This window comes from Longimicrobium sp., from assembly GCF_036399255.1.
Taxonomy (GTDB): domain Bacteria; phylum Gemmatimonadota; class Gemmatimonadetes; order Longimicrobiales; family Longimicrobiaceae; genus Longimicrobium.
In genome coordinates, this window is sequence record NZ_DASWNM010000168.1 from 1 (window position 1) to 24,421 (window position 24,421).

Consider the following 24,421-nt stretch of genomic DNA (forward strand, 5'->3'; position numbering starts at 1 on the left):
TCACCCCTTCACCCGGTCACCCCTTCACCCCTTCACCCCTTCACCCCTTCACCCCTTCACCCGTTCACCCCATCACCACCCTCCACCCCGGCACCACCTCGCGCCCCGCCGCCGGCGCCGCGAACCCCAGCACCGGCACCACGTGCTCGATCTCCGCACGCCGCCGGCGGCGCGGCGTGGGGCGGCGGCGGGCGCGCTCCCGGGCGCGGGCACGCGCGGCGGCCGCGGCGCGCTCCGCTTCGGCGATGGCGGCGGGGCTGCCGGGGCGCGGGCGTGCGGGGACGTCGGTGATGGACTTTGCGGCGAGATCCGCCACGCGGGCGCGGATGCGGAGGATGTCGCCCTGCCCGCCGCCGCGGAAGGTGCGGTTGGTGAGCACGATCACGAACAGGTCGCGCGTGGGGTCGATCCACACGGACGTGCCGGTGAACCCGGTGTGGCCGAACGACCGCTCCGACAGGTAGCTTCCCGCCGAGCTGCGCTCCGCGGGCGTGTCCCACCCCAGCGCGCGCGTTCCCGCGTTGGGCTGCTTGCGGGTGAAGGCGGCCACGGTGCCGCCGTTCCAGATGCGCCGCGTGCCGTACGCCCCCCCGTTCAGCAGCGTCTGCGCGTAGACCGACAGGTCCCACGCGGTGGAGAACAGCCCCGCGTGCCCCGCCACGCCCCCCAGCCGGTACGCGTTGGCGTCGTGCACCTCGCCGTCGGGCCCGTACGGCCGCTCGGACTTCATCGCCGTGGGCACGGCGCGGTCCTGCAGTTCACGCGCGGGAAGGTAGAAGGTGTTCTGCATTCCCAGCGGGCCAAAGATGCGGCGGGCCAGAAAGCGGTCCATCGGCTCCTCGGCCGCGCGCCGGACGGCCTCGGCCAGCAGGATCATCCCGAAGTCGCTGTACAGCATCCGCTGCCCCGGCGGCGTCTCCAGCTCCTGCCGCGTCACCTGCCGCAGCGCCTGCTCCGGCGAGCTGGCGCTGCCGTACAGCCAGTCGCCCGCGGGAAGGCCCGCGGTGTGGGTGAGCAGCTGGCGGATGGTGATGTCGCCCCGCCCCCCGCCGCGCAGGCCGGGGACGTAGCGCCGGGCCGGGGCGCCCACCTCCATGCGGTCCTCGTCCACCAGCGCCATCACCGCCGCCGTCGTCCCCACCACCTTGGAGAGCGAGGCGACGTCGAACAGCGTCCCCCGCGGGTCCACCGGCACCCCGCCGGTGCGGCCGTAGCCCGCCAGCTTTACGATCCGCCCGCGCCGCCCGATGGCGACGGCGGCGGCGCTGAACACGCTGTCGGCCAGCCCCTGGCGGATGACGGTGTCGATGAGGTCCAGCGAGTCCCCCCGCATCTGCACCGAGTCGGCCGCGGAGGGGCGCAGCGTCCGCGCGGCGGGCCAGACCGTCCCCGGCGGGCGGCGGAGGGCGGAGTCCAGCACGGCCGCCGCCGCCGCGCGCTGCGCCTGCTCGCCCGTGCCGCGCGCCAGGACCAGCGTGGACGCGGGCGGCGCGGGGGCGTCCACCGCGGGAAAGAAGTCGATCCAGACGATGCGGCGGCTGAGCGTGTCGCGCCGCAGCGCCTGCAGCCGCGACGCGGGGATGGTGTCGCGGGCGGCGCTGTCCGGCTGCGGCAGCGCGGGCGTGAGCCGGTTGACGACCTCCGGCCGCCGGCCGGGAAAGGCGGCGACGATCACGCACTGCGCGTCCGCGCCGGGAAAGGCGACGCCGGGCTGCACCAGCGGGCCGCGGCGGGCCAGGCGGTCCGTCCGCAGGTGCGTCAGCCCGGGGATGGCGGCCGTCAGCGCGGCGGAAAGCGGGCGCGCGGCCACCTCGCGATCCGTCACCAGCACCGTCCGGTTGCAGCCGCGCAGCGTCTCGCGGCCGCTGCGTCCGAGGACCATCAGCGCCGCCCGGTGCGCCGCCGCCGGCAGCGTGTCCGCGCCCTCCGCCGCGGGCGCGTCCGCATCGTCCCCGCGCTTTTCCGCCGCCGCCCGCCGTGCATCCTTTTCGCGCTGCGCGGCCATCCCCAGCCCCAGCTTCTCCTTGGCGGCGAACAGCCGGCCCACGGAGGCGTCGATCATGGCGGACGGGACGCGGCCGGACTCCACCGCCTGGACGATGGCGTCGATGGCGGCGCGCGGGTCCTCCATCCCCACCAGCAGGTCCGCCCCGGCCGCCACCGCGCGCACCGCCGCCTCGCCCGGCCCGTAGCGGCGCACCAGGGGCGCGGGCGGGGCCAGGTCCTCGATCACCACCCCGTCGAAGCCCAGGTCGCGCCGCAGCACGCCGGTGACGAACACCGGGTTGTCGGGAAGGGGAACGGAGTCGCGCGTCAGCGACGGCAGGGCGATGGAGGCGGGCTTCACCCCGCCCACGCCGCGCTCCAGCAGCGTCCGCAGCAGGCCCAGCTGCAGCGCCTCGGCCGCGGCGCGGTCCCAGGCCAGCACGCGCACGTCCCCCTCCGCCGCCTCGGGCCCGGGGGAGAGCGCGCGCACGCCGACGACGAGCCCGTCCTTCACCAGCCCCGCCGCGTAGTCGGCAAAGGCGCGCTCCGCCTGCGGGCCCGTGGGGCCGGGGAGCGCGGACGCGTACGGGAACGAGGGCGCGGACAGCAGGCCGAAGTTGATGCCGATGCGCCGCGCGTCCCCCGCCGACCGCCCCGCGATCCGCCCCACCGCCTCCGCGTCCATGGAGCCCAGGGACGCGGGGGGCGGCAGCTCTTCCGCGCCGGCCAGGGTGCCGCCCACGCCGCGGTCCAGGTCCGCGATCACCAGCAGCGGCCGGCGCGCCGTGCGCTGCAGGTGCGCCACGCGCCGCAGGGCCACCTCCGCCGAGCCGGGAAGGAGCCGGATGCCGCCCACCGCCTCCGCCGCCAGCCGCCGGGCCAGGATGGTGTCCTGCCCGGGCCGCGCGTCGGCGCCCACGTAGATGGCGGGCGCCACCATCTGCGCCACCTTCTCGCGGAGGGTAAGGCGGTCGATGCGCTCGCGCGACCACGGCGACGCCTCTTCCTGGCAGCCGGCCAGCGCCGGCGGGGCCAGGAGGAGCACCGCGAGCGAGCGGAGGCGGCGGACGAGACCGGATCGGGAGACGACGGACAACGCTTGGGACCGCGCGGGTGTCGGTGGATGGTGACGGAACGTTCGCTCCGCCGGGGGCGCAGGAAACGGACCGGGCGGGGGATGGGACAACGCTGGGACGCGGCCGGGGCGGCGGTGCCTCACCCGCGGGCGCCCCGAAGCGGCGAAAAAGCAGGCGGCGTCTGTGCCGCGGGCCGCGGGGCACATGGTCCGGCTCTTGCCCTTGCGCCTGAGTGCCGCCCGCACCCGCGCAGGGCATTCGTGGAGCGCCGCCGCCCGTGGGGCGGGCCCCTCCCATCGACCCTCCGGCCGTGCCCGCCCGTTCGGGCCCCGCCTGCAGGAAATTCATTCGACCGGCCACGGCCGGACACCGACCGCTGCACCCTGATGAACGACAGTACCGCCACGGTTTTCGTCGCCGACGACAATCCATCCATTCTGCAGGGCCTTGAACGGGCGCTGAAGGTTACCGGCTACGACGTGCGCACCGCGGTGAGCGGGCGCGGCGTGCTCGACCTGCTGGAGCAGGCCGAGACGATGCCCGACCTGCTGCTGCTGGACGTGATGATGCCCGAGATGAGCGGGCTGGAGGTGCTGCGCACGCTGCGCCAGGACCCGCGCTTCGTCGACATTCCCGTCGTGCTGATCACCGCCACCAACGACGGCGCCCTGCCGGTGAGCGCGCTGCGCGACGGCGCGGTGGACTTCCTGACCAAGCCGTTTCGGCTGGACGAGCTGCTGGCCCGCGTGGAAAGCCACGTGCGCCGCAACCGCGACCTGCGCCGCGCCCGCGAGGCGGCGCGCATGCGGCTGCAGGCCATCGACCTGATCCGCGAGCTGAACCGCGTGGTCACGGCGGACGAGATGTTTCACCTGGTCACCAGCCGCACCTCGGAGATCCTGGGCGTGGGGCGCTGCTCGGTGCTGGTGGTGCAGACGGGCGAGAACGTGGCGCGGGTGGCGGCCTCGTCCGAGGCGGAGCTGACGGACGGGCTGGAGCTGGACCTGGCGCTGTACCCCGAGGTGCGGCACGCGCTGGAGACGGGGCGGCCGGTGCAGGTGCGCGACGTGGCCACCAGCCCGCTCTTCGACGGGGTGCGGATGGAGTGGGAGCGGCGCAGCCTTCCCGTGCCGCTGCGCTCGGTGATCGTGGTGCCGTTTCCCATCACCGAGCACGTGACGGGCGTGTTCGTGGAGCGCGCCACGGTGGACGAGCCGGTGCTGGGCGACGAGGCGGCGGAGCTGGCGGAGCGGGTGGTGGAGGCCATCGTGCAGGCGTGCGGGCGGGTGCAGCTGTTCCAGAAGCTGGTGGAGCAGCGCCGCCGGCTGCACGACCTGGCGCACACGGACGAGCTCACGGGGTGCGACACGCGCCGCTCCATCATCACCTACCTGGAGCGCGAGCTGGACGAGGCGCGCGCCAGCGGGGCGCCGCTCAGCATCGTGATCCTGGACCTGGACCGGTTCAAGGAGATCAACGACAGCTGCGGCCACCTGGCGGGCGACGCGGTGCTGCGGGCGCTGGGGGCGTGGCTGGGCACGGAGGGGCTGCGGATGAACGACCGCGCCGGCCGCTACGGCGGCGACGAGTTCGTGGTGGTGCTTCCCGGTACCCCGGCCTCCGGCGCCGCTGCGCTGGCGGAGCGGGCGCGCGCGCACTTTTCGTCCATCCCCTTCATCTTCGGCGAGACGGCGGTGCAGGGCTCGCTGAGCGCGGGCGTGGCCAGCTGGCCCGAGGCGGACGTGGCCACGGCCGAGGAGCTGATCTCGCTGGCCGACACGGCGCTGTACCAGGCCAAGCAGCTGGGCCGCAACCGAACGTGCATCACGCCGGCGGCGGCGGTGGCGTAGAAAAGAAGTGCGGGAGTGCGGGAGTGCGGGAGTGCGGGAGTGCGAGAGTGGGCGTCCGGCGGGTACTTCATGTTTTCTGATTGGACCATGCGACGGCTTATCAGCATTGTCGTGCTCTCCGCCACGCTTCCGGCCACGGCGGCGGGACAGCGGCTTCCCCGAACTCCTGAGCCGGGAAGCCCCGAGCGGACGGCGATCCTGGACGCGGTGCGCCCGACGGTAGAGCGGCAGGTGGACGCGCACGTCACCTTTGCGGATGTCCGCCTCTCCGTGCACGACGGATGGGCATACTTTCGCGCCATTCCGTATGCCAGGGAAGAGAGCCGCGAAGAAGCCCGGTCCGATCTGCGGATTCCCTGCGAAGACTGCGACCCCTTCGTATTCGCGCTGCTGCGGCAGGACGCAGCCGGATGGCGCATGCTGGAGGCGCGAGTGGGCGCGCCACCCGCCTCCTCACCGCTTGCGGAATGGACCGCACGGCATGGAGCGCCCGCGGCCCTCGCGTACCGCGACCCCGACGACGCGGCGCTGGAGGCGGCGATGCGCGAGTACATCGACGCCCTCGCCGCGAGGGACGACCGGCGCTTCCTGGCGCTGTTCACCCGCACCACGCCGGTGCTCGTGGTCGACAACATCGAATCGCCGGCCCACGTCGGCACCCTCACGGCGGCAGAGATGGCGCGGGATTTCAGGAAGCGGGACGGCTGGTACCACGTCATTTTCGGCGAGAACGTCGACCCGGTGACGGGTGACCGGGAACTCGATTACTACGCGGAAGGGTTCGACAACCGGATGATGTGGCGCCGGCACGGTCCGGGGCTGTACGTAAAGCCGTGGAGCTCTCTGGACGACGGCCTGCGCCGGATGTCGTACGTGCGGTGGAAGAAGGACGGCGGCCGGTGGGTCGTGGAAGAGATCGGCCACTTCTGGTCGTGACGCAACCGCACGTGCATCACGCCGGCGGCGGCGGCGTAGAAAAGAAGGGCGGAAGTGCGGGAGTGCCTTAGTGCGTTAGTGCGTTAGTGCGTTAGTGCGTTAGTAACGAACTTCCGCACTTCCGCACTTCCGCACTTCCGCACTTCCGCACTTCCGCACTTCCGCACTCACGCACTCGTTGTCGGCGCGGAACCTGCGGGTCTCGCGGATCCGTACGCATCCACCAGATCCGCGCACCGCAATGACCTACCGACCGCTCATCGCCGTCACCACCACCATGTGGCCGGGGGGCGTGCACAACCTGCCGCGGGTGCAGCTGAACGCCTCGTACATTACGGCCGTCGAGGCGCCGGGGTCCACGGCGGTGCTGCTGACGCCGGCGCAGGGCGAAGAGTCCATCCGCCGCATCCTGGGCGTGTGCCACGGGCTGCTGCTGACCGGCGGCGAGGACGTGGACCCGGCGCGCTACGGGCAGACGGCGCTGCCGCAGGTGGAGGAGGTGAACCCCGAGCGCGACGAGATGGAGATCGCGGCGGTGCTCGAGGCGGTGCGGCGCCGCATGCCCATCATGGCCATCTGCCGGGGAATCCAGGTGCTCAACGTGGCGCTGGGCGGCACGCTGTACCAGGACATCCCCTCGCAGCTGGGCGGCGACGTGCTGCACGAGCAGAAGGCGCCCGTCAACGAGCGCTGGCACGCGGGGCGGGTGGAGCCCGGCTCCGGCTTCGAGCGCATCTTCGGCAACACCACGCTGTTCATCAACTCGTTCCACCACCAGGCGGTGCGCGATGTGGCGCCCGGGCTGGCGGCCACGGTGTGGGCGGAGGACGGCATCGTCGAGGGCGTGGAGGGGCGCGAGCATCCCTGGATGTACGGCGTGCAGTGGCACCCGGAGCGCGGCGAGGCCCACGGCCCCGCCGGCGACACGCGCGACCCCGACCGGCGGCTGTTCTGGGCCTTCGTCCAGGCCGCCCGCGAGTTCGCCGACGGCGCCGGCCAGCCGGACGACGCCTCGCGCCTGGTGGAATCGGCCCGCGGCTGATCGCATCATCCGGAAACGAAGCGGAGGACGCGGAGAGACCATCCTCTCCGCGTCCTCCGCGTTTGTGTACCCCAGAGATTTGACTTCCTGAGGGAGCGCACCACGTGCACCCTGAAGCCACACAATCAATAGCGCGCGACCGAAGGATCTACTCTCCGCCCGCGAGGGGGTCGCGCTCAGGACCAGCCCCGTCGTTCTGCTGGCGAGGTCCTTCGGTCGGCGCGAAGGCGCAGTGTACAAGCGAGTTATGGGGCGGCGCCTCCCTCAGGAAGTCAATCACGCTGGGAGGTTTGGCAACACCCTCTGAGGGAGCGCACCACGTGCACCCCGAAGCCACACAGCCGATTGCGCGCGACCGAAGGATCTACCCTCCGCTCGCGAGGGGCAGGCTCCGCGGCAGGAATCCAGCCCCTCAGTTGTGCCGGCGAGGTCCTTCGGTCGGCGCCCGGACTCCGTCGAACGGGTCAAATCCAGCGCGGCGCCTCCCTCAGGAAGTCACGGCTTTGCTGTCCGAGAATCAGGCGTCACTTGCCGGAGGCGAAGCGATTGAAGCGTTCGGCGTTGGCCTCCATGTTGTCGAGCACCATCTCGGGGTGCACGTCGCGGGCGAGCTCGTCGAGCTCGGGGTCCATGGCGTCCTCGATCCCCATCCGCTCGGCCACCTGCTGCACCAGCGACAGCATCCGCGAGATCTCGTGCTCGGCAAGCAGGCTGATCTGAAGGTCCAGGTCGGCGCGCTTGTCGGCCAGCTCGGCCATGCGGTTCTGGCTGATGAGCACGAAGGTGGACAGGAAGATGGCCTCCACCGACGCCACCATGGCCAGGATCACGAACGAGGGATCGAAGCGCGGCAGCACCGGCACGATCCCCAGGTTCACGAAGATCCAGGTGCCGAACAGCGTGAGGTGGATGTAGACGAACCGCATGCTGCCCGTAAAGCGCGTCACCTGGTCGGCGATGCGCTCGGAGCGGGCCTTGGCGCGCTCTTCGTCGGCGCGGCGGGCCAGCAGCGCGCGGACGTTGCGGTCCACCACGCGCGCAAGGCTGCGGCGCCCGCGAAGCCGCGGGTGCTCTGCGTCGATCGGGTCGATGGGATCTGCCTCGCGGCCCTGCATGCGCACCTTCGGAAAACGTGAGTGGCTGGTTTGTCCAAAAGCAAGAAGCAAACCAGCTTAGCACGTTTTCCGGAACACGCCACCGCAGGGACGTTTCGGCGTGTTACCGGGGCTTTTCTCCGCGCGGAAGCTCCGCCAGCCGCACGCGCACCAGGTCGTCCAGCAGGTCGTCGGGCACCCCGTACACCTCGCGCGAAAGGAACTGGCGCGTCTCGGCCTCGTTGGTGGTCACCTGGCGCAGCATCTGGCTCAGGCGCTCCAGCGACAGCCCCACCCGCCGCGCCGCCGCCGACAGCCGCTCGTACGCCTGCCGCCGCGCGTCCTGCTCGTCCGGCGTCTCCCCGGGATCCCAGGGCTCACGTGCATCCATCTCTCTGATTCCTCCCGATTGCGGTTCAGTGCCGATTCGTCCGCTCACCCGCGATTTCCCGGCCATCCTGCATCATCCCGGCTTCAGCAAAAGATTGGCTCACGCAGAGGCCGCAGAGGCCACAGAGGGATGCTTTTCTCTGTGGTCTCCGTGGCCTCTGCGTGAAACCAAATCTTTTTGTCAGACGGGGACCGATGCCGTACGATGGAAGTAGCCGTCGAGCGAGAGCAGGCGCTCGTCGGCGGGGTCGATGAGGCCGGGCTCCAGGTGCACGCACGCGTAGCCGCGAGCGGCCAGCCAGTCGTACATCTCGGTGAACAGCGCCTCGCCCTCGTACAGCCGCACGGGCGACATCTCCAGCTGAATGCTGTCGATGCGCGGCAGCGACGCCGCGGCGCCGGCCAGCACGTCGCGCTCGTGGCCCTGCGTGTCGACCTTGAGCCACACGCGGTCGTCCGGGCGCACGTAGCGGGCGAAGACGGCGTCCAGCGTCTCCATCCGCACCGTCTCCGTGCCCACGTAGCGCGAGTCCGGCGCGGCGGAAAGGTGCGCGTCCAGCATGGGGCGCACGGAGCTGCTCCACGAGTTGGCCGCCACGTTCAGCACCGCCTCGCCGCTCGCCGCCCCCAGCGCCAGGTTCACCGTCTGCCACGCGGGGTCGCCCGCCGCCTGCGCCGCCAGCGCCGCGTACGCCGACGACAGCGGCTCGAACGACACGATGCGCCCGCGGTAGCCGATCTGCCGCAGCTCGCCCGCGTAGATCCCCGCGTTGGCGCCCACGTCCAGCACCACCGTCACGCCAAAACGCGACAGCAGGTGCGCGCGCCGCATCAATTGCAGCGGCACCGGCCGGTGGCGCACCACGTCGAGGCCGGCCCGGTTCAGCAGCCGCTTCAGAATCTGCTTCAATGGGCCGCGTCTATTCCGGGCGGATGAGGGAGAGCCGCACCTTCTGCTCGTCCAGCGTGACCACCAGCGTGTCGCCGACGCGCACGGGGTCCAGCGTGGCCGCGTCGATGAACTCGCACGTGGGCTCGTCGCCCACGGCGATGTCGCCGCGGTAGCCGCGGGCGTAGGCCACCGAGTCCGCGTCGCGGGTCCTGGCGTTGCTGCGCAGGTACACGCCGCGGTCGTTCATCAGCCACAGGCCGGGGTCGGCGCCGGTGCCGGGGTGGTCCACCTCGCCGTCCCACTCCGCCGCCTGCTGCTCCGCCAGCAGGTCGATGCCGGCCGCCAGGTAGCGCTGCGCCTCCGTCATCAGCCGCTCCTTGGCCCCCCGCGACTCCAGCACCAGCGCCAGCACCTCCGCCCCCTCGAACTCGTATCTCTCCATCGGCTCCTCCCTCCCCCGTCCCCGTGAGCACCCATCCCCTGATGATGCGCGCTCCCGCACGTCCAGCGCCAGCACAACGACTGTCGAAATGATCTCCCCCGACGACAGGTCATACAAAAAGCAGAGGCCGCCCCGGAAGGCGGCCTCGCGCCCGGTCGCCGAGACGGCCGGGGGGATATGGGGTGATATCTAATCTGTCCAGCTTCAGATGTAAAGCGCCCGCTTCGGCTCAGCCCGACGCCAGGATCTGCCGGACGACGCCGATGAGCGCCATGGGAAGCTGGTCGGGGTGGCGCAGAACCACGTGGCCGGCGGGGCCAAAGATGCGCGTGAGGTAGCCGGAGGCCTTGGTGTCCACCGTAAGGCAGAACGGGTGCACGCCGGCCGCGCGCGCCTCGGCGATGGCCTGGCGCGCGTCTTCGATGGCGAAGCGGCCCTGGTAGTGGTCGCGGTCGTTGGGCTTGCCGTCGGACAGGATGAGCAGCAGCCGGTGGCCGGCGTGCGTGCGGCCCAGCTGCGCGACCGCGTGGCGGATGGCGGCGCCCATCCGCGTGTACCCCTCGGGCTTGAGCGTGCCGATGCGCTGGCGCACCCCGCGGCCGTTGCGCTCCGCGAACTCCTTGATGGTGCGGATGCGCACGTCCTCGGCGCCCACGCTGCTGAAGGTGAGGATGGAGTACAGGTCGCCCAGCGCGTCCAGCGCCTCGCTGGTCAGCAGCACCGCGATCTTTTCGATGTCGATGATGCGCGCCTTGCCCACGAACTCGTCCGTGGAGCCGCTGACGTCCACCAGCAGGGTGATGGAGAGCGCGCGCCGCGCCGGGCGCACCTCGGTGTACAGCCGGTCGTCGGGCGAGTGGCCGGTGCGCAGGTCCACCAGCGCCCGCACGCACGCCGCCACGTCCAGCTCGTCGCCGCGGCGCTGCCCCGTGAGCCGCGTGCGCTGGGCCCGCATGCGCTCGAACCGCTCGCGCAGCCGCCGCACCAGCGCGCCGTGCCGGCCGAGCACCGCCGCCGCCCACGCCTCGTCGCCGGGGTGGGGCGGCAGGGTTCGCACCCAGGCGGCCTGCGGCTCGTAGCGCGTTTCCTCGTGGTTCCACTCCGGGTACGCCACGCCCGGGCCCATCGGCGCGGCGGGCGCGGTGAACGGCTGCACGGCCGCGGCCAGCGACATCGCCGACGCGGTCCCCCCGCCGCCCGGCCCGCCCGCACCCTCCCCCTCGCCGTCCCCGCCGCCCTCACCCTCGTCCCCCGACGGGTCCGGCGCGTCGGGCGGATCGGGCGCGTCGCCGAACTCCGGAGGCGCGCTCCCCTCCATGGTGGACGAGCCCTGCGCATCCGCCGTCTTCGCCCCGCCGGGGCGGTCGGGCGCCTGGCGGTCGACGGCGCGCGTCTTTCCCTTGTCGGACTGCCCCGTGTCGGGCGTGGAGCCGCCGCCGCCCAGCCCAAAGCCCCGCATGGCGCCCATCTGGGGCGGCAGGTCGCCCATCAGCATGGCCGAGGGCGCGGCGCCCGCCCAGCGCATCACCGTTCCCCACGCCGCCACGCCCGAGACGCCGCGGTACCGGCCGCGCGGCAGCCCGGCGGCCAGGGCGCGGGCCCGCTGCAGCGACTGCAGCGGCGTGTCGCCGGGGGCCAGCTCCGGCGGCGCCTGGCCCGGCGGCGCGGAAAGGATGCGGCGCACCAGCGACTCCATCTGCCGCTCGGCCGCGGTGAGCGACTCCGTGCGCGGGCGCGCGGCCAGGGCCCGCTCGCGCTCCGCCTGCAGCGCGGACGCCAGGCCGGGGACCGCGCGCGCGACCGCCGCGTCCACCGCCGCGCTTTCCAGCAGCAGGTACAGGTCGCGCACCCGCCGCACCGGCTCGGAGTTGGTCAGCGCGCCGAGGGCGACCAGGTGCCGGTTCCAGCGCGGGTTCAGGTCGGGGGTGAACTGCGCCGTGCCGCGCGCCAGCCGCTCCGCCTGCGTCACCGCCAGCAGGCGGTAGCGCGCCAGCGCCGCCGCGTCGCCATCGGGCGCGTCCAGCTCCGGCGGAAGGTGCACGCGCTCGGCGTCGGTGCCGGCCAGGACCTCGCCCGTGCGCAGGTGCTTCGCCTCGGGAAGCAGCCGCTCGTGCCACCGGGGCTCCGGCGCCTGGGCGGGGACGATGGGGATGGGGCGCTCGTACACGGCGGCCAGCAGGATCTCCAGCCGGCGGCGAACGTCTTCGAGGCGCAGCGTGGGGCGCTCGGGCTCGGGACGCCAGCGGCGCCACACGCCGCGCGCCCACCGCGTCACGCGTCCGCCCTTGTCGCGGGGAGGCATGGCTACAGCGTGGCCGCGATCAGGTCGCCGATCGCCGCCAGCAGGTCCGGGTCGTCCGTCAGCGGGTTTACGAAGGCGGCGCGGCACGCCTGCTCGGCCCCGATGCCGCCCGCCATCAGCCGCGCGGTGGAGATGAGCAGCCGGGTGCTGGGCGACTCGGCCAGCCCCTGGTCGCGCAGGCGGCGGACGCGGCGGGCCAGTCGCACCAGCGGCGCCGCCTCCGCCCGCGAGACGCCGCCCTCGTGCGCCACGATCTCGGCCTCGCGCTCTTCCGGCGGAAAGTCGAACTCCAGCGCCACGAAGCGCTGGCGGGTGCTGGGCTTGAGGTCCTTGAGGGCGTGCTGGTAGCCGGGGTTGTAGCTGATCACCAGCTGAAAGCCGGGGGCCGCCTGGATCAGCTCGCCCGTCTTGTCCACCGGCAGCAGCCGCCGGTCGTCGGTAAGGGGGTGGATGACGACGATGGTGTCCTGCCGCGCCTCGACCACCTCGTCCAGGTAGCAGAGGGCGCCGAGGCGCGCGGCCACGGCCAGCGGCCCGTCCATCCACACCGTCTCGCCGCCGCGGATGAGGTAGCGGCCGGTAAGGTCGCTGGCGGACAGGTCGTCGTGGCAGGCGATGGTGACCAGCGGCCGCTTGAGCCGCCACGCCATGTGCTCCACGAAGCGCGTCTTGCCGCACCCGGTGGGGCCCTTGAGCATCACGGGAAGGCCGCTGGCGTGGCAGCGCTCGAAGATCTGCACTTCGGGCCCCAGCGCCACGTAGTACGGCTCCTGCTCCACCCACCGCACCCCGTCGCCCTGCGTGAGGGCGGAGGCGTCGAAGGCGGCTGCGGACGGGCGCGCGGCGAGATCGGTCATCGGAGGGTTGGATGCGGGTGGATGCGAGGCGCGGTTACGCGCTCATCAACACGTAGCGCAAATCCTGCCCGCCGCGCCACCCCGCGCGCGCAAGATTTACGACTTCATGACAAGTATGGGCCGCCAGCCGGCGCATGACGATTTGCGGGATTGTCGGGTGGGACGATCCGGATTCGCGCATCCAGGAGCGAATGATGCCCGTGGGATTTGAATCCGCCAACGTGCCGTCCACCCGCGAGAGCGAATGAATTCGCCGCGGGAAAATCGCAAAGTCCGCCTGCGCGGACTCGGCGGCCCGGCTATCTACGGCGTCCGAAGCACCTGCGCGTCCGCAACCCGGCGATCACCGGATCAGAGCCGCAATGGGCATAGCTCGCCGCTGGAGATGCGCAGAATCCGCTTGCGCGGATTGTAGCCGCGGCTCTGTCGCGCTTCGGTTTGGCACGCAGACGCCGAGGCGAGGTCCTTCGGTCGCGCGCCGGGTGCGGAGTGGGGACGAGGTAATGCGCGGCGCTCCCTCAGGAAGTCACAATCTCGCGTGTGGTTGGACAATCGGCACTCCGCGGATGACTTCCTGATGGAGCGCACGTGCGTACTCCGCCGTAATCCTCCGGGCCTGCGCGCGACCGAAGGATCTCGCCTGCATCACGACGGTCCGGGCGACGGAGTGCGGGCGTTGCCCACGCGAGCAGGTGAAGCCCCGTTCGGCGAGCGCAGCGAGCCGAGACGGGGCTTATGGCATTTCCAGCCGCGGGCTTTAGCCCGCGGTGATCGCGCGGCACGGAATGCGGGGGTCGCCCCCGTTCACCCGTTCACCCGTTCACCCGTTCACCATCACGGCTTCTCCAGGATCGACGCATAGAACTCCAGCCCCAGCCCCTCCCGATCCGCCTCCGTCACGAACCCCGCCGGCCGGCCCAGCACCTCGGCCACGGGCCGCAGTCCGCCCTCCGGGATGCGCCACGGCGCGCACATCTCGATCGCCTCATCCGGCGTGTACAGGTAGAACGGCGAGCCGGTCTGCGCGAACATGTCGATGAACTGCTGCATCGGCGGCGTCATCCGCCCCGGCTGGCGCGTCTCCCAGGTGATGTACAGCCGCGACCCCGGTGCCGCCCACGCGTACAGCTCGCTCATCAGCCGGCGGATCTCGTCCGGCGCAAGAAAGACGGTGATGCCGCTGATCCCCAGCGCCACCCGCCGCTCGCCCCCCAGGAACTCCGTCACCCGCGACGACTCCAGCAGGGCGCGCGCGTCCTTTACGTCGTGCTCCAGGTACAGCACGTTGGGCAGCCCGGCCACCAGGTCGCGCGCCACCTGCAGCGTGTACGGGTCCGTGTCGGAGTACACCACCCGCGCGTCCGGCACTACCGCGTGCACGTGGTCGTCCGTCGGCAGGCCGGACGCGAAGTCCACGAAGTGGCGAAAGCCCTCGGCGTGCAGCTGCCGGGCGGCCTGCTGCAGGAAGTCGCGCAGCATGCGCACCCACTTGGCCGTGGACGGCACCAGCGACGTCATGTATCCGGCCGCCGCCTGGTCGGCGGGAAACCAGTGCGATCCGCCCAGCACGTAGTTGTAGATGCGGGCGGCGTTGGGGATCTCGGTGGGGGACGGGGCCTGCGAATCCATCAGCTCTGCTCCTTTCGTGGATGGGTGCGATGCGGATCGTGCGAGTCGGGCAACATACGGCGGATTCCAGCTTCCTTCCACCCGCGGAGGGCGGATCACATTCTGATTGCCGCCATCACGCGTGCGGATTACCATGCAACGGGCGGCGCCGGGGGCCGGCGCCGCGCGTTCATCCCTCGACGCAACGGAGGTGAATGATGAGAAAGCTCAGGCTGCAGGTGGACACGCTGGCGGTGGAGAGCTTCGAGCCGGCGGCCGCGTGCGAGATGCGCGGCACGGTGGCGGCGCACAATCCCACCAACCCCAACGCCCACACCTGCGATCCGCTGGTGGGCACCTGCTTTGGCTACACCTGCTTCCGCACCTGCATCTGCACGGGTCCCGCAAACCCCGGCGGCTGCGGACCGGACTGATCGCGGCCCGCGCGATCCAGCGCGGAACGCACGCGGAGGCCGCGGAGACGAATCTCTGCGGCCTCCGCTTTCATCCATCCATCACCCCGGCAGGACAGACCGCCCCACCACCGCGGCAACGATCAGCGCGAGGCCGCAGCCCAGCAGCACCCACGGAACCGTGGGGAGGTCGGAATACAGCGTGCGGCCGCGCAGGGCGTCGGCCGCCTGCTGCTGCACCTGCTCCAGCAGGCGCGGCGAGTACAGGTCCGTGGCGTTGAACAGCGCGGCGATGCCGAACAGGGTGCCCGTGGCGCCCAGCGCCCAGAGGATGCCCTCCCACAGCGCGAACCGCTCCGCGAACGTCTCCGCCTTCCACGCCTCGTACGGCAGCAGGTACCAGGCGCCGATCCCGATCGCGCCCGCGATCACCCCAGCGGTGACGATGATCCGCACGGCGGAACGGAGGATTGGCGTGGGTGCGGTGGCCTGCATGGCTCGCCCGGGAACAGGGGTGGTCGATGGAGATTTCCCTCCCCCGGACGTACGCGAGACCCCCGCCGCGAGTTCCGGATGCGCTGCACGAATGGACGAGGGGCGGACCGGCCGGGCCCGCCCCTCGTCGTCATCCATCCCGGCGATGGATCAGACGCCGGCGAAGGCGGTCTCCAGCTCATCGGCGTGCTTCCGCTCGCCGTCGGCGGGGCCCATGTCGTACTCGCCCCCGGGGTAGACGAACGAGTCCCGCGGCGCGTAGAACGACGAGCCGGCCACCACCTGCAGCGGCGTCGCGGGACGCAGCGCGTACACCGGGTGCGTGGGGTCCAGGAACTCGATGGAGAGCACGTTGAACTTGCTCACCAGCTCGCCCACGTACGGGTAGTTGCCGCTCACCAGCCGGTCCCTGACCTGGGTGATGTAGCGCAGGTGGCCGGCCAGCGTGATGTCGGCCACGTCGCCCACCTCGGCGCGGGTGCGGATGATGGGCTTGCCGTCCACCGACGTGGTGGCGGTGACGATGCCGCCCGCCACCGTCAGCGTGGTGCTGCCCGGCGTGGCCGGCACGCCGCGCTCGCGGGCGTACTTGCGCATCACCTCGGACGAGTTGAAGTAGTCGGTAAAGAAGCGGCCCGGCGTTACGCCGTCGGGCGCGGGGTGGCCGGCCACGTCCAGCCCCAGGTACGTCAGCGAGTACGCGCCAAAGCCGGTGGTCTGCTCGGCCGAGTCGACCACGTACTGGTTCATGTAGATGGCACCGTTCGCCGCCGGCTCGAGCGCCGGGGGAAGCAGGCGCGCGCACGCCTCGGGGTCCGCCGGAATCCAGCTGGTGTAGAGCATCCGGCTGTTCAGCACCATCTGCGGCGAGGCAAGCTTGCTCGACATGTTCGCGGTCCTTGCTATGGGTTCTGAAGGGTCCGTCCGGACACCTTCCTCATTCGGTAGAATTCGGACGATTTGCCGTCCGAAGCGCCATCCCATAAGGCAGCTTGTGGACCGGAGCACGGCATGGGTCGGGAGAGGTGATTTAAGCGTAGTATCTCCATAGAGTTAACTCCTCTCCCCTACTCAGAAAAAAATCGAAAGTGGGGCATCAGAATGGGGCTTTAAAGGTACAGCCGTGGAGGGGGTGCCTCACTCAAGAATTCGGAGAAATTCAGCGGAGATCGGCAATGGGTCAGGTGACCTACGGGGCTCGACGACCTGCATCGAGCTGCGCCGGAGAGGCGCCCCCTCCGGGCTCGCACCACTCGCCCACCTCCCCCAACTTCGGGGGAGGTTGGGGTAGCCGAGAGTTCGCTGCTGGTGGCGGGGTCAGAACTGCGCCCAACGGGGCCCCCCACCCGCTCGCCCCGGCTCGAACCCTCTCCCGCAATCGGGAGATGTATAGATCCGGTAAGACTGTCGTGTGGAGCGCTGGACGGTAGGATCTTGCCGCCACCCGGGGTTCCCGGGCGATGCCCGGGAAAGGGTTCCGCGCGAGGGGAGGGAGATTCTTCGGTCGCGCCAACCGGCTCCGCGGCTTTCCCGAAAGTCCGGGGTGGGCGCTTCCTCAGAATGACAGGTGTTTCCGCGGATTCGGTATGAACGTCGCAAATGCCCGCGGGGCGTTTCCGCAGTTGAAGGTGAAGCCCCGTTCGGCGAGCGTGAGCGAGCCGAGACGGGGCTTGTCGCTTTCCCAGCAGCGGGTTTACCCGCTCATCGGGAGGCATCGGGGCTCGCGCTGCGCCCGACGCGGCCCCCACCCGCTCGCCCCGGTTCGAACCCTCTCCCGCAATCGGGAGATGGTATAGACCCGGTAAGACTGTCGTGTGGAGCGCTGGACGGCAGGATCTTTCCGCCACCCGGGGTTCCCGGGCGATGCCCGGGAAAGGGTTCCGCGCGAGGGGAGGGAGATTCTTCGGTCGCGCCAACTGGCTCCGCGGCTTTCCCGATGGTCCGGGGTGGCGCTTCCTCAGAATGACGGGCGTTTCCGCGGATTCGGTATGAACGTCGCGAATGCCCGCGGGGCGTTTCCGCAGTTGAAGGTGAAGCCCCGTTCGGCGAGCGTGAGCGAGCCGAGACGGGGCTTGTCGCTTTCCCAGCAGCGGGTTTACCCGCTCATCACCTGCTCGTCACCTGCGCATCGGGCTCATCCAGATGTGAGATACGTCAGGCCTTCTTGGCCTGCTCCTCCAGGGCGTCGAGGGCAGCGTCGAAGAACTCGCGGCGCGCCTGGCGCTCGGCGGGGCCGGGAAGGTGCTCCTGGTGAAAGCTGATCACGCTCTTCTGCTCGCCGGAGGGCATCACGCGCACCTGGATGGTGGAGGCGCGGGGCCATCCCTCCGGCTGCCAGGTGATGCGCAGGTGGCTGCCGGGCTTGAACACGCGCACCTCGCCCGCCGATCCATCCCGCAGCCGGTACGACTCGCCCTTCTCCCACCGCAGCTCCGGCGCGCCGCCCAGCCAGCCGCGCACGCCCTCCGCCGACGTCACCAGGCGCCACGCCTCGTCCGGCGGGATGGAAAGCGTGCGCCGGACGCCGATCTGAAAGCCGGTGCCCTCCGTCTGGCCCAGGACGCGCTTGCCCTTTCGCTTTTCATAGCCGTTGGCCACCTGCTGCATCCACCAGCTGCTCTCGATCTCCCCCGACTCGCGCAGTAGCGCGACGATCTTTCCGTGCGGCAGATCGGCGGCGCCGCGCGCGTCCAGCACCGCTTCCCACTCCGCCGGCGTGCGCCCCGTCGCCGCCTTCACCGCCTCGTCCGACACCCCGCCGCGCGTCTCGCTCATCGTCATCCGCCGTCCCGGGTTCGTGCCCCTCATCATCCACACCATGATCATGACGAGGCCAGGCAATCGCAATGGACGGGCGTGGCGCGTGAGATCAAGAATCGTTTGCGGTCCATTGGTCATTCGATGGAGACCGCCGTACGGGAACGGTCTGCGCCCGTCATCACCGGAAATCGGTGGATGATCGTATCGCACGGCGGGGAAACACGTTGGGAAATCCGCGCAGATCAGGCACTCCCAAATTGCGCCACTTTGGTATCCGAAGTGCGGGGACCAGGGATGCTCACCCCAATCATCCCCATCCCTTTCCCCATCCGGAGGCCGCCGATGAAGCGCATCCCTGCCCTGCTCTGTGCCGCCGCGCTGCTGGCCGCGTGCACGGACCAAGCCCCCACCGCCGCCGTGCCCAGCGCGGAGGCGCCCGGCACGCGCACGCTGCGCGACGACGTGGCGGGCGTGACGGTCGCCATTCCGCGCGAGTGGAGCGTGGTGGCCGACCCGGTGCTGTTCAACACCTACGGCTTTGCGCTCTTCGACCCCTCGGGCCAAAAGAACGGCGGCCACGCACGCTCCCCCGTGGCGCGCGTGGCGCTGGCGTACGAGGCAAAGCCGGCGGACGTGGAGGGGCTGGTGAGCGGGCTGATGTCGAAGTACGGCGAGTTTCCGCTGGTGCGCTCGGCGGTGGAGGTGGGCGGGCGGCGCGGCGTGGCGGTGAGCGGGCTGCCGGGAACGGACCCGTACACGCTGGTCTACGTGGCGGACGGCGACCGCGTGTACCGCATCGGCGTGTGGACGGCGGAGCCGGGGCTGGATGCGCGCGCGCGGATGCTGCTGGCCGGCCTGCGCTTTCACCAGCCACGCCGCGACGTGCGCTCGCTGGGCCTGACGCCCGTGCGCGAGGCGATGCACAGGGCGCCGCCGGCCGCCGACGTGCTGATGAACGCGCGGATGCAGGCCAGCCGCGCCGCGATGGTGGCGGAGCAGGGCGGCGAGCCGCCGGTGCAGGCCGCGGCGCCGACGGCGAACGTGACGGCGCAGGCGTGCGAATCCGGCCAGCCCAGCGGGCTGTTCTGGCAGACGGTGTGGGACGCCACCAACCGCTTCTACAGCGGATACACCACCACGTACTCGGGGACGTACTACAACATGCGGCCGGGCGACCCGGGGTGGAGCGCCATGAGCGGCAACTACGGCAGCTGGTGGGGACAGGGCTACCACGTGCGCAAGTGCGAGCCCTACCTGCTGAACCAGTTCTACGCCAACGACTGGCCGGCGCACCGCAACGCCAACGTGTACTCGGCGCTCAAGGGCACGGTGGAGTGGGCCGGGTGGGACTACCAGGACGCGGAGGGATACTACACGCTGGGCAACTACGTGGTGGTGCGCAACGGAAGCTACCGGGCCATCATGGCGCACCTCACCAGCATTGCCTCGGGCATCACCTGGGGCGCCACGGTGGGGATGAACACGGTCATCGGCTACGCGGGCAAGACGGGCGGGCCGTGGGACGAGCACGTGCACTCGCGCGTGGCATACGGCGAGTCGCTGACCTACCTGGGACAGCCGTACGGCGGGAACACGGTGTGGCCCAACCGCCTGCGCTGCGTAAGCTGCCGCGCCAGCGATCCGGGAGACATCTACGGCAACGGCGACGGCCAGTTCGACGTAAAGGACAGCACCGGCGCCAAGTTCTACACGCGCTTCTACCACGGGCGGTGGATGCGGGGGTAGGGGCCCACGGCACCGGCCCGTGGTGCGCTTTCGGAAGGTGCGGGGCGTTCGGCGGGCGCCCCCCTCCCCGGCCCTCCCCCGCAAACTGCGCGGGGGGAGGGTGATGCGCTTCGACAGGGTGTCGAAACGCTATCGAATTCTCCCCTCTCCGTGAGGAACGAACGGGGAGGGGCCGGGGGAGGGGCACCGGCGGGCGCAGTTCGATCCCATTCGCCGATCCTCCACCCCATCGAAACGACAACCTCCCCCTGCAGTTCTGGGGGAGGTGCGAGCCTGAGCGAGCGGAGGGGGCGCCGCGCGGAACCGTCTGGCGCGGCCCCCTCTCGCCGGATCTACGCCGTGCCGGCGCCGGGAAGCGGGCCGCGCGGGTCGTGGAAGCTGCTGAGCCACCCGCGCCACCACGCCCGCCGGCCCAGCCCCAGGTAGCCCGCCACGCGCCACGCGGCCAGCAGCAGCACCTGCAGGGCGATGATGCGCCCGTCGAAGTTCACCGAGGCGATGCCGGCAAGGATCAGGTTCAGGTTCAGCAGGATGGCGCAGATGGCGGCGGGCACCAGCAGCACGCCGCTGAGGAAGGCGCTGGCGACCGCCACCTCGGCCAGGGGGATGAGGACGCAGAGCACGGCATCCATCCCGGTGGCCACCAGGATCTCGGCCACGCGCGGGTAGAAGGGGAACGGCGCAGGCGTCTGGCCGTCGGCCACGGCGCCCAGCAGGCTTTCGAGCGCATCACCCTTCAGCCAGCCGCCGCGGATCTTGGCGACGCCGAAGTTCATCCAGATGGAGGCCAGGTAGATGCGCAGCACCAGCCACAGGGGAGAGGTGACGCGGCTGCGGAAGGGCCAGGAGATCAGGCCGAGAGGCCGGGAAGTGCGGTCACGCATGGGAGTGCATCCTGTCAGAACGGTTGAGGAAACAACGTCTGCTTCCTCCTTACATGATGCACCCCACACCCCCGCCGCGTATGAGGAGATTTCCTCGACCGCAGGCGCGGCTTTCCCCCATCCTTCGTACCGCAAACCCGCACGGCGAAGAGCATCCGTCGCGGGGGATTTCCCTTCGTGGCAAGGGCGGGTAGGCCGCGGGTTGATGCTCGTTGCGAATCTGATCCGGCCACGTGCCGTCCGCCCGCTGGAGCGAATGAATTCGCCGCTGGAAAATCGCAACGTCCGCCTTCACGGACTCGGCGGCCCGACCACATGCGGCGTCCCAGGCACCTGCGCGTCCGCAACGGGGCGATCACCGAACCAGATCCGCAATGGGCATCAACCCGCGGCTGGAAATGCCAGAAGCCCCGCCCCGGCCGCTGGCGCGTCCGTGCGGGGCTTCGCCTGCACGCGTCCGGCGGGGGCCGGCGTCATCGTCCCAGGAGAGGACGCCAGATCCGCCGCGCCGATCTACTCCGCCAGGGTGCCCAGGGCGGTGGTCTGGTCGATGTGGATCACGGCGTCGAACTGGCTGCCGATCTCGGCGGTGAAGTAGTGGCTCTGCCGCTCGGTCTCGGGGTGATACGAGACGCCGATGGCGCGCTGCAGAAGGCGGCGGTCGCCGATCTCCGCCGCCAGCGGCGCCTGGTTCAGCAGCAGCAAAAAGCTGGGGATGCCGGTGCCGTGGAAGACGCTCTCCCAGCTGCCGGCAAGCGCCGGGCGCACGTCGCGCTCCTGGCCGGGCGCGCCCCACGCCGCGGCGGCCCGCACGCTGCCGTCGAACGTGGTAAAGCCCACCAGCCCCACCTGCTCGCCGTGCCGCTCGCGCATCAGCCGGCCCAGCGTCTGCTCCATCCCGCCGCCGAGGAAGGCGGCGCGTGCGTCGCCCACGTGGGAGTTGTGCGCCCAGGCGATTACACGGCCGCTCATCCCCCGCGCCTCCAGGTGGCGGGAGAGATCCGTCACGGTCTCGGCCATGTGCTGGTCGCGCTGGTTCCACGCGTTGCCGCCGCGATAGCTGATGCGAAAGTACTGCTCGCCGCCCGCCACCACGCGCGCGTTCTGCATGGCGTTGAACAGCTGCTCGTCGCCGGGGCTGGCGCTCCAGCGGGCGTGCAGCTCGGCGAGCTGCGTCCGCGCCTCGTCGGCGCACCCGGCAGAGGCGCCGGCCGCCACCGCCCGGCCGTACGCCTCGGCCGAGCGGTACTCGCCAAAGCAGGCGTAGCGGGTGCGCGCCTGCTCGGCCGCGGCGGGATCGACCGCCTCGAGCAGGCGGGGCACCTCGCGCAGCGATTCCATCAGCCCGTACACGTCCATCCCGTAAAAGCCCACCCGCTGCGCCGCCGGACGCGCGGCGTTGTGCGTGCGCAGCCAGTCCAGGAACCCGGCCACCTCCGGGTTGCGCCACATCCACAGCGGGAACTGGTTGAACGCGCCGAGCGCGGCTGCCGCACTGGTTTCGCCGCCGGTGCCGCGGACGTACTGGTTGGCGCTCCACGCATCCTCCCACTCGCCCTCCACGATCACGGCGGCGAACTGCTGCTCGGCGATGAGCCGTTGCGAGATCTCGGCGCGCTCGCGGTAGAACTCGTGCGTTCCGTGCGTGGCCTCGCCCAGCAGCGCGAACCGGCGGCCGTTCAGCATGGCCAGCAGCGGATCGTACTCGTCTGCGGCGCCGGTGAGCGGGATCGCCGCCTGGCGCACGCTCTCGGCGAGCCGGGCCTCCTCGCCGTTCAGGCCGCCGGTGGCGCCGGTGCCGTCACCTTCGCATGCGCCGGCAAAGAGCAGGGCGCAAAGGACGGCCGCCAAGCGGGTGCGAAACGGAGTCTTCATGATGGTGCAACCGCAAAAGGTCCTTCGATTCACCGGCCCGCATTGAATCGGCCGGCCCGCCGGCACTCGGCGGGGGGCGTGGGGAAAGCAGGACCGGTGCCAGCGAATCCGCATCATCCATCGGGCTAAATTGATCTGTAACATCCACTTAGGACACGAATGAACGACGGGCCCCCGGCGCACCCCGGAAGCCCGTCCCATCCATCCGCCACTCCCCAATCGGTCGCGATGCGGAGGAGCCGGTCGCGTCAGCCCGCAGGCTCCGTGGCGGAATCCGTGCGGGGGCGCTGGGTCCAGGTGACTTCGTCCACGCCGGCGCGGTGGTTGAGCAGGCGCGCGCAGACGAACAGGAAGTCGGAAAGGCGGTTGAGGTAGGTGAGCACGTCGGTGCGCACCTCTTCCTCGTGCGCCAGGCGCACGACGGCGCGCTCGGCGGTGCGGCAGACGGTGCGGGCCAGGTGCGCGCGCGCCGCCGTCTCGTCCCCGCCGGGAAGGACGAAGCTGCGCAGCGGCGGCACCTGCGCGTCGTACTCGTCGAGCAGGCGCTCCAGCCGGCGCCAGTCTTCCTCCTCGATGACGCGCGGCAGCTTGTACTGCAGGCGGCTGTCGGGGGGCGTGGCCAGCTCCGCGCCCATGTCGAACAGGGCGTTCTGCACCTGCTGCAGTTCGTCGCGCATCTCGCCCTGCGGCAGCGAGACGACGAGGAAGCCGATGGCGGCGGAGGTCTGGTCCAGCAGGCCGTAGGCATCGACCCGCGGGTGGTCCTTGGCCACGCGCTCGCCGCCGAACAGCGAGGTCTGGCCACGGTCGCCGTGGCCGGTGTACAGCTTGGACTTCTTCACCATGCTCCGTTGGGTCAGCGCTTCGCGGCAACCAGCTGCAGGTAGCGCAGCCTGCCGCACGCGTACAGGTCGATCGTGTGCTCCACCGCGTCCCTGAAGTCGTCGGCCATCCGCTTTCCCCAGCGCGCGTCCAGCGCGGCGATGCGCGGCGCGAAGTCGCGGTCGTAGGTGGGCGTGAACAGGCGCCGCATCACCCCCTCGCCCACGTGCGTGTAGTCCACCGGTTCGCCGCGCAGGTCGAAGCCGGCGTCGTGCAGGGCGGCCAGCAGCTGCGCGTCCGTCATCCAGTCGGGGCTGCTCCAGTGGTGGCGCAGCTCGGCCTGGTCGGCGGCGTCCGCCGCGCGGGTGAGCACCCAGTCGTCGAAGGCCAGGCGGCCGCCGGGGGCCAGCACGCGGTGCATCTCGCGCAGGGCGCGCGGCTTGTCGGGGATGTGGTAGAACATGTTGAACGTCCACGCGCAGGTGAACGCCCCCTCCCGCGCGGGAATGCGCTGCGCGTCGCCCCGCAGGTAGGCGATGCGCCCCGCGGGCCCGCCCAGCCCCGCCGCCGTCCGCAGCTGCAGGTCGCTCACGTTGAGCCCCACGGCGCGGCAGCCGAACTCCGCCGACACCTGCCGCACCGCGCCGCCCACGCCGCAGCCCACGTCCAGCACCACGTCGTCCGGTCCGATGCCGGCCAGGCGCGCCAGGCGGCGGGTGCACTCGCGGGCGCCCTCCACCCAGCGCGGGCCGCTGCCCCACACGCCGTCGTCGTCCACCATGGGGGGATGCAGCTGGTCGCCCAGCATCAGCCCCACGATGCCGGTGCCCGGCAGCTCCACCCCGTCCAGCCACGCGGAATCGTAGTACTCCGCCGCCCGCGCGCCCGAGGCCTGGCTCTGATCGATGTCGTCCACGGCGAAAACGAGAGTTGTCCGCGCCCAGCTCATCG

General features: G+C 71.3%; 20 protein-coding genes. 5 read left to right on the plus strand and 15 right to left on the minus strand.

Features of this window, described 5'->3' with window-relative positions:
• Positions 1 to 64 precede the first annotated feature (64 nt).
• Entirely contained in the window at positions 65 to 3,031 is a 2,967-nt protein-coding gene (locus VGC13_RS32010; protein WP_331129426.1) for a serine hydrolase, read from the minus strand.
• Positions 3,032 to 3,448: 417 nt separating this feature from the next.
• Between VGC13_RS32010 and VGC13_RS32015 the strand changes: the two genes are divergently transcribed.
• The 3 genes from VGC13_RS32015 to VGC13_RS32025 all read left to right on the plus strand — a co-directional run bounded on the left by VGC13_RS32015 (position 3,449) and on the right by VGC13_RS32025 (position 6,890).
• Complete coding sequence (locus VGC13_RS32015; protein WP_331129427.1) at positions 3,449 to 4,912, plus strand: diguanylate cyclase; 1,464 nt, start codon at positions 3,449 to 3,451, stop codon at positions 4,910 to 4,912.
• An 87-nt stretch (positions 4,913 to 4,999) separates the two neighbouring features.
• Positions 5,000 to 5,848, plus strand: coding sequence for a hypothetical protein (locus VGC13_RS32020; protein WP_331129428.1), 849 nt, complete (start codon positions 5,000 to 5,002; stop codon positions 5,846 to 5,848).
• Between the two features lie 241 nt (positions 5,849 to 6,089).
• Entirely contained in the window at positions 6,090 to 6,890 is an 801-nt protein-coding gene (locus VGC13_RS32025) for a gamma-glutamyl-gamma-aminobutyrate hydrolase family protein (protein WP_331129429.1), read from the plus strand.
• 524 nt (positions 6,891 to 7,414) lie between these two features.
• Here the strand turns inward: VGC13_RS32025 and VGC13_RS32030 are convergent.
• The 7 genes from VGC13_RS32030 to VGC13_RS32060 all read right to left on the minus strand — a co-directional run bounded on the left by VGC13_RS32030 (position 7,415) and on the right by VGC13_RS32060 (position 14,496).
• The gene (locus VGC13_RS32030; protein WP_331129460.1) at positions 7,415 to 8,005 is read right to left on the minus strand and encodes a DUF1003 domain-containing protein; all 591 of its coding nucleotides are present in this window, start codon (positions 8,003 to 8,005) and stop codon (positions 7,415 to 7,417) included.
• Positions 8,006 to 8,108: 103 nt separating this feature from the next.
• Positions 8,109 to 8,375, minus strand: a complete 267-nt coding sequence (locus tag VGC13_RS32035; protein WP_331129430.1) for a hypothetical protein — start codon at positions 8,373 to 8,375, stop codon at positions 8,109 to 8,111.
• A gap of 180 nt (positions 8,376 to 8,555) precedes the next feature.
• A complete protein-coding gene (locus VGC13_RS32040) occupies positions 8,556 to 9,284 on the minus strand; it encodes an FkbM family methyltransferase (protein ID WP_331129431.1) in 729 nt (242 codons plus the stop codon).
• A 10-nt stretch (positions 9,285 to 9,294) separates the two neighbouring features.
• On the minus strand, positions 9,295 to 9,708 hold the full coding sequence (locus tag VGC13_RS32045; RefSeq protein WP_331129432.1) for a hypothetical protein: 414 nt from the start codon (positions 9,706 to 9,708) through the stop codon (positions 9,295 to 9,297).
• Between the two features lie 229 nt (positions 9,709 to 9,937).
• A complete protein-coding gene (locus tag VGC13_RS32050; RefSeq protein ID WP_331129433.1) occupies positions 9,938 to 12,010 on the minus strand; it encodes a nitric oxide reductase activation protein NorD in 2,073 nt (690 codons plus the stop codon).
• A 2-nt stretch (positions 12,011 to 12,012) separates the two neighbouring features.
• On the minus strand, positions 12,013 to 12,867 hold the full coding sequence (locus VGC13_RS32055; RefSeq protein WP_331129434.1) for a CbbQ/NirQ/NorQ/GpvN family protein: 855 nt from the start codon (positions 12,865 to 12,867) through the stop codon (positions 12,013 to 12,015).
• 834 nt (positions 12,868 to 13,701) lie between these two features.
• Positions 13,702 to 14,496, minus strand: coding sequence for an SAM-dependent methyltransferase (locus tag VGC13_RS32060; protein ID WP_331129435.1), 795 nt, complete (start codon positions 14,494 to 14,496; stop codon positions 13,702 to 13,704).
• A gap of 197 nt (positions 14,497 to 14,693) precedes the next feature.
• On the opposite strand from VGC13_RS32060, the gene VGC13_RS32065 reads away from it, so the two are divergent.
• Entirely contained in the window at positions 14,694 to 14,909 is a 216-nt protein-coding gene (locus tag VGC13_RS32065; protein ID WP_331129436.1) for a hypothetical protein, read from the plus strand.
• A gap of 81 nt (positions 14,910 to 14,990) precedes the next feature.
• On the opposite strand, the gene VGC13_RS32070 is transcribed toward VGC13_RS32065, so the two are convergent.
• From VGC13_RS32070 to VGC13_RS32080, 3 genes are all read right to left on the minus strand, one after another.
• Positions 14,991 to 15,383 carry a hypothetical protein gene (locus tag VGC13_RS32070; protein ID WP_331129437.1) on the minus strand — a complete coding sequence of 131 codons (393 nt, stop codon included), beginning with the start codon at positions 15,381 to 15,383 and terminating at the stop codon, positions 14,991 to 14,993.
• A gap of 150 nt (positions 15,384 to 15,533) precedes the next feature.
• Complete coding sequence (locus VGC13_RS32075) at positions 15,534 to 16,367, minus strand: acetoacetate decarboxylase family protein (protein ID WP_331129461.1); 834 nt, start codon at positions 16,365 to 16,367, stop codon at positions 15,534 to 15,536.
• A 1,170-nt stretch (positions 16,368 to 17,537) separates the two neighbouring features.
• A complete protein-coding gene (locus tag VGC13_RS32080) occupies positions 17,538 to 18,164 on the minus strand; it encodes an SRPBCC domain-containing protein (protein WP_331129438.1) in 627 nt (208 codons plus the stop codon).
• Positions 18,165 to 18,485: 321 nt separating this feature from the next.
• On the opposite strand from VGC13_RS32080, the gene VGC13_RS32085 reads away from it, so the two are divergent.
• Entirely contained in the window at positions 18,486 to 19,889 is a 1,404-nt protein-coding gene (locus VGC13_RS32085; protein ID WP_331129439.1) for a M23 family metallopeptidase, read from the plus strand.
• A gap of 332 nt (positions 19,890 to 20,221) precedes the next feature.
• Here VGC13_RS32085 and VGC13_RS32090 read toward each other — a convergent pair whose 3' ends face one another.
• The 4 genes from VGC13_RS32090 to VGC13_RS32105 all read right to left on the minus strand — a co-directional run bounded on the left by VGC13_RS32090 (position 20,222) and on the right by VGC13_RS32105 (position 24,386).
• The gene (locus VGC13_RS32090) at positions 20,222 to 20,773 is read right to left on the minus strand and encodes a hypothetical protein (RefSeq protein WP_331129440.1); all 552 of its coding nucleotides are present in this window, start codon (positions 20,771 to 20,773) and stop codon (positions 20,222 to 20,224) included.
• Positions 20,774 to 21,286: 513 nt separating this feature from the next.
• On the minus strand, positions 21,287 to 22,648 hold the full coding sequence (locus VGC13_RS32095; protein WP_331129441.1) for an erythromycin esterase family protein: 1,362 nt from the start codon (positions 22,646 to 22,648) through the stop codon (positions 21,287 to 21,289).
• 248 nt (positions 22,649 to 22,896) lie between these two features.
• On the minus strand, positions 22,897 to 23,490 hold the full coding sequence (locus VGC13_RS32100; protein WP_331129442.1) for a cob(I)yrinic acid a,c-diamide adenosyltransferase: 594 nt from the start codon (positions 23,488 to 23,490) through the stop codon (positions 22,897 to 22,899).
• Positions 23,491 to 23,504: 14 nt separating this feature from the next.
• Positions 23,505 to 24,386, minus strand: coding sequence for a class I SAM-dependent methyltransferase (locus tag VGC13_RS32105; RefSeq protein ID WP_331129443.1), 882 nt, complete (start codon positions 24,384 to 24,386; stop codon positions 23,505 to 23,507).
• Positions 24,387 to 24,421 lie beyond the last annotated feature (35 nt).